This is a genomic window from Halobacillus sp. B29, from assembly GCF_052246755.1.
GTDB lineage: Bacteria > Bacillota > Bacilli > Bacillales > Halobacillaceae > Halobacillus > Halobacillus halophilus.
On record NZ_JBQQCM010000013.1, the window covers coordinates 148,697 to 157,319 of the forward strand.

General features: G+C 43.6%; 12 protein-coding genes and 1 tRNA gene. 5 read left to right on the plus strand and 8 right to left on the minus strand.

Going from position 1 to position 8,623, the window contains the following annotated elements; all coding sequences use genetic code 11:
- Positions 1 to 13: 13 nt before the first annotated feature.
- Both ACTWP7_RS16375 and ACTWP7_RS16380 read right to left on the minus strand, forming a co-directional pair.
- Positions 14 to 1,186, minus strand: a complete 1,173-nt coding sequence (locus ACTWP7_RS16375; protein WP_443124121.1) for a matrixin family metalloprotease — start codon at positions 1,184 to 1,186, stop codon at positions 14 to 16.
- A gap of 574 nt (positions 1,187 to 1,760) precedes the next feature.
- A tRNA-Val gene (locus tag ACTWP7_RS16380) sits at positions 1,761 to 1,833 on the minus strand.
- Between the two features lie 242 nt (positions 1,834 to 2,075).
- Here ACTWP7_RS16380 and ACTWP7_RS16385 point away from each other — a divergent pair.
- The 4 genes from ACTWP7_RS16385 (at position 2,076) to ACTWP7_RS16400 (ending at position 4,563) form a co-directional block, all read left to right on the plus strand.
- A complete protein-coding gene (locus tag ACTWP7_RS16385; RefSeq protein WP_014642606.1) occupies positions 2,076 to 2,801 on the plus strand; it encodes an alpha/beta hydrolase in 726 nt (241 codons plus the stop codon).
- A gap of 35 nt (positions 2,802 to 2,836) precedes the next feature.
- A complete protein-coding gene (locus ACTWP7_RS16390) occupies positions 2,837 to 3,352 on the plus strand; it encodes a 2'-5' RNA ligase family protein (RefSeq protein ID WP_443124122.1) in 516 nt (171 codons plus the stop codon).
- A gap of 4 nt (positions 3,353 to 3,356) precedes the next feature.
- A complete protein-coding gene (locus ACTWP7_RS16395) occupies positions 3,357 to 3,779 on the plus strand; it encodes a GNAT family N-acetyltransferase (protein ID WP_443124123.1) in 423 nt (140 codons plus the stop codon).
- Between the two features lie 106 nt (positions 3,780 to 3,885).
- A complete protein-coding gene (locus ACTWP7_RS16400) occupies positions 3,886 to 4,563 on the plus strand; it encodes a DUF421 domain-containing protein (protein ID WP_443124124.1) in 678 nt (225 codons plus the stop codon).
- Here ACTWP7_RS16400 and ACTWP7_RS16405 read toward each other — a convergent pair.
- The 5 genes from ACTWP7_RS16405 to ACTWP7_RS16425 all read right to left on the minus strand — a co-directional run bounded on the left by ACTWP7_RS16405 (position 4,543) and on the right by ACTWP7_RS16425 (position 6,911).
- Positions 4,543 to 5,454: an MBL fold metallo-hydrolase gene (locus tag ACTWP7_RS16405; RefSeq protein ID WP_443124125.1), complete on the minus strand. Its 912-nt coding sequence runs from the start codon at positions 5,452 to 5,454 to the stop codon at positions 4,543 to 4,545. The two genes, ACTWP7_RS16400 and ACTWP7_RS16405, sit on opposite strands and share 21 nt — an antisense overlap.
- Positions 5,455 to 5,476: 22 nt before the next feature.
- Positions 5,477 to 5,779 carry a hypothetical protein gene (locus ACTWP7_RS16410; protein WP_443124126.1) on the minus strand — a complete coding sequence of 101 codons (303 nt, stop codon included), beginning with the start codon at positions 5,777 to 5,779 and terminating at the stop codon, positions 5,477 to 5,479.
- A gap of 69 nt (positions 5,780 to 5,848) precedes the next feature.
- Complete coding sequence (locus tag ACTWP7_RS16415) at positions 5,849 to 6,064, minus strand: hypothetical protein (RefSeq protein ID WP_443124127.1); 216 nt, start codon at positions 6,062 to 6,064, stop codon at positions 5,849 to 5,851.
- Positions 6,061 to 6,396 (minus strand): DUF1360 domain-containing protein, encoded by a 336-nt coding sequence (locus ACTWP7_RS16420; RefSeq protein ID WP_443124128.1) that lies wholly within the window; start codon positions 6,394 to 6,396, stop codon positions 6,061 to 6,063. The genes ACTWP7_RS16415 and ACTWP7_RS16420 overlap by 4 nt, the downstream gene beginning before the upstream one ends.
- A 302-nt stretch (positions 6,397 to 6,698) precedes the next feature.
- Entirely contained in the window at positions 6,699 to 6,911 is a 213-nt protein-coding gene (locus ACTWP7_RS16425; RefSeq protein WP_014642596.1) for a hypothetical protein, read from the minus strand.
- Between the two features lie 191 nt (positions 6,912 to 7,102).
- Between ACTWP7_RS16425 and ACTWP7_RS16430 the strand changes: the two genes are divergently transcribed.
- Positions 7,103 to 7,606, plus strand: coding sequence for a CotY/CotZ family spore coat protein (locus ACTWP7_RS16430; RefSeq protein ID WP_014642595.1), 504 nt, complete (start codon positions 7,103 to 7,105; stop codon positions 7,604 to 7,606).
- Between the two features lie 41 nt (positions 7,607 to 7,647).
- On the opposite strand, the gene ACTWP7_RS16435 is transcribed toward ACTWP7_RS16430, so the two are convergent.
- Positions 7,648 to 8,181 carry a CotO family spore coat protein gene (locus ACTWP7_RS16435; RefSeq protein WP_443124129.1) on the minus strand — a complete coding sequence of 178 codons (534 nt, stop codon included), beginning with the start codon at positions 8,179 to 8,181 and terminating at the stop codon, positions 7,648 to 7,650.
- Positions 8,182 to 8,623: the final 442 nt, after the last annotated feature.

Genomic DNA, 8,623 nt, shown 5'->3' on the forward strand with positions numbered 1-8,623 from the left:
CTAGGTTTGTCTATCATTCATCCAGTACCATAACTGACCCCACACCGTAAGCTTCCATATCATTAGGGTGCATGGAACGAATCCGAAAAGTAATGGTTTGTCCAAAACCAACATACGCTCCCTGGTGTACATTAGAGGAATTACCAGCAGCACCCCAGTGATCACCGCCAGATACAGCTTTCCATGTTTCTATTCCATCAACTTGAAACACCTCTGCAACGACAGCGTTATCTCTATCTAAATCGGATAGGGAATCCATCATGGTGATGGTTCCCCATGCGACAAATCGCCGTGGGCGTCCTAAGTCAATCGAAATGGTTCCGTACCCTCCTGCGTTCTTTAATGCCCACATGCTTGCTTCTGCGAACCTTGAACCAGCGGGCCTGACTGGAGAACCATAAAGCGCCTGTATCCCTTCAATGTCATCTGAATGTAAAGTTCTCCTTTCTCCTTCATAAGTTGGCCACATAATCGCGTTACCTATAGTGGAATGAGCTAGACCAAGAGCGTGGCCAACTTCATGAATCGCCACAGTAAGAAGATCACGTCGCCTCCACCACCAAAATCCACCGTCCTCTGTATCCCATTTTTCATCGTTATCAAAGTGAACATCACCAGCAGTAGGAAGTGAGTTTACAGGGGGCGGATAAAAAGCGTGAGCAAGTACATTTCCAAAGCCATCAAATGGATCGTCATCTCCATGACTTCCTGTTGCCCATAAAAATCGAATATCAGCGTCCGCTTCCGTCGTCACTTGTGTAAATGTTAAAGGCGTAACATCTGCCCAACGATCCATTGCTTGCCTCATAATGTCCCATTCTCTAGTCCCAGAAATATCGCTCGTTCCATTCTGAAAAAAATACCTGATGTTCGTATTTTCCCATCTACCACCACTTAGGCTATAATCGTTTACTTTCTTACGAACATCTTCCCCTGGTAACAAATCAGGCAATCCACACCTAGGCTTTTGCATCTGAGTAATCGTAGGTTCATCTAATTTTCCGGTGATAGACAACCCAAAATACAACTGATAATCCTTCACAGCTTCATCGACATGTTTGCAGAATGCTTCTTCAAGACAAGGACAAGAATGATAATAACCGAACTTTTTCAGGTATTTCTTCAGGTAAATAACTTTACGATCCTGGTCTCCCATGCTTAAAAATTGCGAATTAATTTTATCCATGGAACGCCACCATGCCTCCTTATGAACCTGATCTAAAGCAATGGACATTAAGAAAAGGCTTAGCTTGGTAAAGATAAAAAAAGAACAGTCTCAAGGTAAACGGTTGCTTAACTTCCATTCTTGTACACGTTAAGAATGAGATAAACCTTCCTTTACTCGACTGTTCTGTCATCCATAATTTAATAAGAACCTGAAATCCATGATCTACGAAACGTTGACATTAAGACCGCCTACTGACCTCCTTATCTCAAAAGAATTAATGACTTAATAGCAAAATAATTCGATAAATCTTTCCATATTCCTTCAATAACTACTTTTTTTCTTTTTTTCCACTACTCCTTACTAATCTGACAATTTGCTGATATGACCAAAATGAACATATAGAATAATTTATTTAAACGCAAAAAGCACGCTCCTTCCGTTAATTTCACGGAAAAGCGTGCTCGCTGAATGAAAATTATAGGATATCAACCCTGCGAGAAGTCCTCGGTAAGTTTGCGTAAAGTCCTCGAAAATAGAAAAGCGTCACGAACCGCCTCTGGAGAGCGACTCATGACGCAACACTTTGTATGGATGATTCCGATTGGGCTCGAACCAACGACCTCCACCCTGTCAAGGTGGCGCTCTCCCAGCTGAGCTACGGAATCGTATGTAATAAGATGTCGTCTGACAACTAATAATATACAACGTAACCGAATTCGTGTCAACAGAATTTTAATTTTTTGTGAACAACGTGTAAATATCCTCAAAATATCCTATTTATCAAGCGCTTTCTTCGTCTGCTCTACTTTTTACATAATTATATGATAAAATAGTTATGGTACGTTTATGTACAGAAGGCAGCGGGAATTTGGATAGGAGCTTATTTGCATGTTAGGAGGTAATCGGATTGGGCAGAAAAGGATCCATGACTGAATATACAATTAATAGCAGCTATCTAGATGAAGAAATGACATTAAAAGTGTACACCCCAGAAAATTTCTCCCCCTTGTATAAGTACCATTTTTGTATTATGCAAGATGGTAACGATTATTTCCAGCTGGGACGTGCGGCCACACTAAGTGATGAGCTGCATGGTGAAGGAAAGATTGAGAATACCATTTTTATTGGTATTCATTATAGGGACAAGTACGATCGACAGGATAAATATCATCCGGACGGAAAGAAACAGGCGGAATATGTGAATTTCCTCATCCGCGAAGTGGTTCCGTTCCTTGATGAAGAGCTGCCGGGTTATCATATGGGCAGTGGTCGAACGCTTGTCGGGGATTCGCTTGCTGGAACGGTTTCGTTCATGACAGCAGTGAAGTTTCCGAATGTTTTTGGCAATGTGATTATGCAGAGCCCTTATGTGGATGAACATGTGTTTGAAGTGATTAAGTCCTCAAAAGATATGTCTTCGTTAACGATTTACCACACGATCGGTGATCAGGAGTATGACGTGGAGACAACGGAAGGTGCCAGGAAGAACTTCCTTCAGCCGAACCGTGACTTAAATAACTACTTGACCGGACGTCCGTGCAGCTATACGTTCCACGAGCTTGAAGGTGATCATACGTGGGGCACGTGGCAGAAGGATTTCAAACGCGCTTTATTAACCATTTTTGGTGAATAAATGAATTGAAATAAGAATCAGGAGGGGTATTTTCCATGAGATACGGTATTGCAGTATTTCCATCAAAAAAAGTACAAGATGTCGCGAATTCCTATCGTAAACGCTATGACCCGCACTATGCTTTGATTCCGCCACACATTACAGTCAAAGAACCATTCGAAGCGGAAGAAAGTGAAATCGAGGAAAAAATCATTCCTGAATTAAAAGAAATTGCGAAGAATACCGAGCCTTTTTCTTACGGCATCTACAAAGTGAGTTCCTTTTCTCCGGTAACGAATACGATCTACCTGAAAGTGGAGCCTTCTGAGGAGATTTTCGACTTGAATGAAAAGCTTCATACAGGCAGCCTGCCGGAGAAGAAGGATTTTAAATTCGTCCCTCACATTACGATTGCCCAGAAGCTTTCGGATGATGAGTTTTTCGATGTATACGGCAGCTTAAGCATGAACAAATTCGACATTCAGGATAACGTTGGCCGCTTCCAGCTTCTTTATCAGCTGGAGAACGGTGCCTGGAGCGTGTATGAAACCTTCCGTCTTGGGGAGGGATAAGCACATGGAGATCAGACAGGTTGCAAGTCCACAAGAGAAAGACGACGCGTTTCACGTAAGACGCGTCGTCTTTGTTGATGAACAGAACGTGCCGGAGAATTTAGAAATCGATGAACACGATGACACGGCCGTTCACCTGGTAGGCTATGAGCAGGGTGAGCCGATCGCTGCGGCTCGTCTGCGGTTTGTCGGCGATTACGGAAAGCTTGAACGCATCTGCGTGAAGCGCCCGTACCGGGGCAAGCGGTATGGCAAAGAGATGATTCTGTTTATGGAATCTCTCATTGAAGAGCATACGTATCAAGCCTCCAAGCTGAATGCGCAGACGCATGCAGAAGCTTTCTATCAATCATTAGGCTATGAAACCGTATCCGGCGAATTTATGGATGCTGGCATTCCTCACGTTACGATGATAAAAACCTTATAAACGAGAAAAAACTGTCGATCCACTTGGATCGGCAGTTTTTTCGTTTAGGTCCTCTCCTTTTTGTCCACAATGAAGGATAAAGAATTGACGAGGACTGTGATCATATATGGATTATCTTCAAATTACGGTGGAAACGTTGTTCGGTTTCCTGGCCTTATTTATTCTCACCAAAGTATTAGGAAAAACACAAATCACGCAAATCACCGCGTTCGACTTTATCGCTGCCCTCGTACTGGGAGAGCTTGTAGGCAATGCGCTTTATGATAAAGAAGTCGGCATTCCTCAGATTGGTTTTGCCGTACTTTTGTGGGGCGTTCTCATCTATGTTACGGAAATCATAACAGAAAAATATAAATCGACCCGCGGGCTGCTGGAAGGCCGACCTTCGCTGATCATTTACAAAGGGGACATCGACCGTAAGCAGCTTAAGAAAAGCAAGCTGGATATCAATCAACTGCAGCACCTGCTGCGAGCAAAAGACGTATTTTCGGTACAGGAAGTACAGTATGCCGTACTTGAAACAGATGGTACCGTTTCAGTGTTAAAGGCTTCCCAGTATCAGAACGTAACTCGGGGAGACATGAACCTGTCACCGCAAGCCGTTCCACTACCACGTACGTTGATCAGTGACGGTGAAGTCATCTGGGACAGCCTGGAGGAAATCGGCCAGAATGAAGCCTGGCTGAAACGTCAACTGCAATCGCAGAATTTTAACTCACCGGAGGACGTCCTTTACGCCGAATATAAAGAAGGCGAGCCGCAGCTATTTTTGATCGGCTTCTAATGCTGTAAAAATAAAACGGTGGTCCTGAATCTGATGGACCGCCCTTCCTTGCTTCACTAAAGCAATCGCATACGCCGTAACGGCCGTCCGGTACAATAACCACTGGGACAGCTGAGGAGCTTTTACCCCATAGTGTTCACACATGGCGGCAACGAGTTCTTCATGGCTGATCCCTTTTTCGTGTGCCTGAATACAGCTTTCCATCATATCCAGGATCTCTTCGTGATAATCGATATTGGTTTGAATAGTAGCTGATGCGTCCTCTTCTAGCTCTCCGTGGCCGGGTACATAGCCATCGCACGAAATGGTCAGTAATCGGTTCAGACTTTTAAGTGTTCGATCGGCATCAGAATGGTAAGGGATTTTATGCTTATGTAAAGTTTCAACTCCAAAATAACTGTCCGCTGCGTAGAGAATTCCGTGGGCGCGAAGGGCAAGCTGGTGATAGCTGTGGCCCGGCATAAGATAGGTTTTTCCTTCAATGGCTCCGGCCTGAAACGTCCCCTCCTCAATCACTTCATCAATGGTAATCGCAGGACCCTGCAGAAACTTATTCTGCAGCTCTTCAAGCGGATCATTGCCCCCGAATAAGTACAGCGGTTCAAGACCTGGATACTTCAGAACGGCTTCTTCAAAAACAGGCGCAAGCGTATAGACATCGTAATTCTGCTGGATATAAGCCGCTCCCCCGTAATGGTCGGCGTGCGCATGCGTAATAAAAAGGTGCGTCAATGGAAGCTCGCGTTCGTTCAGCTCCTTGAGCACCTTCTTTATAGAGGAACGGTCCAGGCCAGCATCAATCAGCAGGCCGTCTGTTCCTTTATGGATATATCCGATATTCACGGAACCGCTATAGTAATAACAGTGTTCATTGATGGAATGAAAAGACACAAGATCAACTCCTTTAGCTTTTCTAAATACTTTCGCTAAAGTGTTTCCCTTTTCCTGTTACATCGGAATATACTTTTTCATGAGCTGGCTTGGCTGGCTGCCATGGATTCTTCACGGCATGCATATCCTTAGAGGTAAAAAGATTGCGGCTCATTTCCTGATATTCGAGCCGGTCCTCTTCGCGTGACTGCTCATGCTGCTTTAATCGATTATCGAGCGTCGTTTTAAAAATTTGTTCCAGCATAAAAGGAGAGCGTTCAGTCTGGATTGTACGATCATGATAATCCTTATATTGATAATGATTAACCGGCAATATATACCCCATCTATAACTCCTCCTCGTCTATAGACCCATACCCTTTTTCCGAACCTGATATACCTCCCTTACGCATCCTTTATTCAAAAAACCGTTCGACTTTACCCATCTGCTTATTCAAGAAGCGCTCCATATCCGTCATCCGTTTGGAAAACCTGCGGTCCCAGGCTTGAATGTCCTGATCCCAGCCCTGGAACTTCTTCTCAGGCTGTTTAATGATTCCATAGTTTTTCGACGTTTCCTCATTGATTTCCTGTAAAACTTCAAAGATTGTTTTCTCTTTTTTCTCCGTCATGAAAGCTTTTCACTCCATTTATAGAAAATCGATTGTAAACCGGCAATGGCCAGGATCAGCACTAGAAAATAACCAAAAGGAATATAGTAATATAGAAGAAAATTAATAAGTGCCGACCAGACACCGACACACCAGTGACAGCTCAGCCCCTCCCCGATCCAGCCGTTCGGTATTTCCCATTCTTCCTTCTTCCCATCTTCAAGCTCAACTACTTTCGTATGAAAGAAGGGCCTTCTCAGCCATTCCATAATCAGGTCATCTACAATCAGCCGAGTTAGCCGGAAGCTCGCAAGCCCCAGTAATAATAACTCCAACCATGTTATACTCCCCATTTCTTAAACCTCCCTTTTGAAAATCATGACACGGGTAAAACTCTATATTTATTAATTTATTCAACTACCTCGCTTATCTGTACAATCCGTTCCGATTACTTTATGTTTTAAAAATGTAAGACAGAAAAATACGCTGTACCCTAATCGGCCGCAGTACCTTCCCCGTGAACACCTAGAACCTGAGTCTTCCACGAAAATGCTTTATTATGGAAGATCTTTTGATCAACCACAGTGATTAACGCAAGCTAAGCCATAAAGAAAAAGCCACTACGCTCGTCGGTAGTGGCTGAAGAACTTTTTAATTAAATCCAGGAAAATCCGCCCCGGCTGCTGGAAGACTCATCGTGGCGATCTTTTGATTCACCAGCTACGTCATCTTTTCTACGGCGCCCCCCGAAAAATGGATCGACACGGTCTTTACGGTCATGATGTTCTTTACGCTGAGGTTCAATAAATACGTTTTCAGCTTCAATTACAAGGTCTTTCACGCGAATGACCTTTTTCTTCTCAGACATGCTATTCATCTCCTTATTCGAATTCACTGTTACTCTATGCGTTTGTCTCGATGAAGTATGGTCTCATGCCCATTATTCAATAAAAAACATACAGAATTCAGGAAATATGACAAATGCCCACACCGTCAAAGGGTCAAAACATATTCTAGTAAAGACAATACGTCAATTCGTATGGAAAGGGGAAAATAAATATGAGCTGTGGTAAAAAACATGATAGTGGCTCTTGCGTCATTGATATCCTTAAAGATATCGTTGATGCTCAAAATGATGTCATCCACGAATGCATGACGAGCTGTGAGCAATCCATCGCTGATCTATTAGGGGATACAGGCGGAGGTTCTGGATTCGATACGGTTCCGGTTATTCTTTACTGTAAAGATGGCTGCAAACCTTTTAAAGGATACGGTTCGAAAAGAAGTGGAGATGCCTGCGAGATTAGAGGAAGCTTCTTCTTCCGTGTTAAATCTGTAGATCATGACGGATGTGCGGTAGTTGAGCTATTGTTCGCTGATCATCACAACAATGTAGGAGGAGCAGATGAATCATCTGATGGGTACCATCATCATCATGGATTTGATCCGAAGTCTCCTGCTGACCAAAGCTGCAGAAACCTGCGCGCTTCCGGTATCTGTATTACGGTAGATCTTAACTGCTTCTGCCACGTGACTTGCCTGCCTGCAACAGCAGCACTGTAATAATCAAACGAAAACCGCGCTGACATAGCGCGGTTTTTTTCTTAGAATCCGATTAATCGAATATCGGTAATGTCCTTAAACGGTACCTCTTGCTGGAAGGGCCGCTGAAAAATCTTTAAGTGGACGATTCCTTCTTCATAGTCCGTAATATATCCTCTGTATTTATTGTCCTCGGTCGATACCTCACACTTCATTTTTGGCACGTGTGGAGATAACGTGAAAAAGTAGTTCACTTTTTCCTCAAGCGATAATTCATGGAAACGAAGTCTGCGATCTCTTGAAGATTCAGGCTGTTCCTTCTTCTCTGACTCCTCGGCAGGTCCCTCCTCTTTCGCTTTTGGTGGACTGGCAGCAGGTGCCGCTTTATTCTGGCTCCTCAGCCTCAGTTCTTTTTCATGAAGAGAAGTCGAGGGTGCCTCTGATTTAGCGGGCTGCTCGGCAGGTGCTGGAGCAGACTGACTCCGCTGGGTACGAAAGCTGGTCTGCATGGAAACTTCAGCAGGTTTGAATTTAGGTTGGGCGATATAAAGCATCGGTTGCTTTGCCATTCGTTTGTTTTCCGTGTTTTCAGCCATTCTGGATCTCTCCTTTTTAAATAGGGTCATCGTTCTATGTATATGCTTGGTTGGGACAGCATGTTCACAATCGCCTAAGTTCGACATTATTTCTTCCTTTTATACAAATTTTTAACACAGTAACGAACGATCCTTTTCTCTATTGTTCAGGATAATGACCTGAACACAAATCCCTTATTAACCATGATATTCAAATCCCGACTGAATTATTTCCAGTGCCAAGTAAAATGGATCTTTTGTTTCACTCATATCCCACTGCGAAATTAGTTGGGATCAATTGAAGAACTGGTGACTTGAACTACCCCCACTTACTCTCTGACACTCCTTGAAGTTGGGGGATTCCTAAGAGCACGAACCTAACGGTTCGTTCAAATGATTAGGCTAGCCCCGTCGCACCGACGGTTGTAAGGATTCTTTGAATCTCCTTCAATATATTGAAGCT